We start from the raw sequence: 1,328 nt of genomic DNA on the forward strand, positions 1-1,328 counted from the left end.
GTGGTTCGTCGAACAGGCCCGGCTCGGCGGCGCGCAGCGCCACCAGGTCCAGGCCAGGCGCGCGCACGGTGACGGTGGCCACGCCGCTGACCGGGTCGACGCGGGTCTCCACCCGCGGTGCGGGCGGGCGCCGGTCGCTGGGCACGGCCACCGGCAGCAGCGGACAGCTCTCGAATGCGGCCTCGTTGCCCTGGCTGCTGAGTGGCACGAAGCGCAGGAACTGCACGGTCTCCAGCGCCCGCGGCAGGCGCGTGTCGAACAGCACGCTGCCGTCGCCGCCGGGCGTCAGCGGCGTGTCGGTGAGCAGGCGGAAACGATCGCGCAACCCCAGGCCCGCCAGGCCCTGCTGCGCGCCATCGACGGCCACCTCGGCGCGGGTGCGCGGCCGCTCGCCCTCCATCAGCGCGATGCCCAGTCCACGCGCATCCGCCAGGTAGGCGCGGTAGCGGGCGCCGGCCACGCCGGTGAAGCGCAGCCGGAACTCGACATCGGTCGCCGGCGCCGGGCGGCTGCTCCAGACGATGGCGACGCCCGTCTGCGGCACCGGCGGCGTGCGCGGGTCGTGGATGGCGATGGTCGCTGACACGGTGGGGCCGGGCGTGCCCGCGTCATCTTCAAAATGGGCCGTCGCGGTGACGGCGCGGCTTTCCATCGGCAGCAGCGCAGGCAGCTCGAAGTCGAAGTGCAGCACGCCGCCGTCCTGGGGCGCCACGGCGTCCTGCAGCGCGCCATCAAGGTCGATCACGACGCGCGACAAGGGCCGCGAGCCGGCCGTCATCTCGTGCAGCGCGGGCACCACCACCGACCAGCGCACGCTGCCGGCCACGGCCGCCGCGTCGCCAGCCGCCCGCCCGACCAGTTGCAGGTGTGAGCGCAGCACCGGCTGCGGCATGGGCGGCCGCGGCGGCGTCGGCACGACGACCTCGGTCGCTGCGCCGAAGCGGCCGAACACGTCGGCCAGGGCCACGCGGTAGCTCCAGGGCGCGTTGCCGGCGTCGATGTTGGCATCCGACACGATGCCGAAGACGCCGTCGTGCAGCTTGTCGGCGTTGCCCAGCATGCGCGGGGCGGCGCGCTCGGCGGGGTCGGCATCGGGCGTGGCGGGGGTCAGGTCCACCATGTCATGGCGCGTGCGCCAGCCGTCGGCCTCCAGCCGGCCCAGCGCCACCAGCGTGGCCAGCGCCGGCGTGGCGATGCGCAGCTGCTGGCGGAACCGAATGCTCGGCCCCTCGTCCTCGCGCTGCCAGCCGGCATCGCCCCGCAGCACCTCGGGTGCGGCTGGCAGGTCGGGCGGCGGCGCGGCCAAGGCGGTGGCCACGAAGGCACGC

General features: G+C 75.5%; 1 protein-coding gene. It reads right to left on the reverse strand.

Annotated elements, in window-relative coordinates; all coding sequences use genetic code 11:
* The coding region (locus AC1DU6_RS31450; RefSeq protein ID WP_477862085.1) for a hypothetical protein at positions 1–1,318 on the reverse strand (1,318 nt) is incomplete at its 3' end.
* Between the last annotated feature and the right edge of the window lie 10 nt (positions 1,319–1,328).

The organism is Roseateles sp. P5_B10, assembly GCF_056400485.1.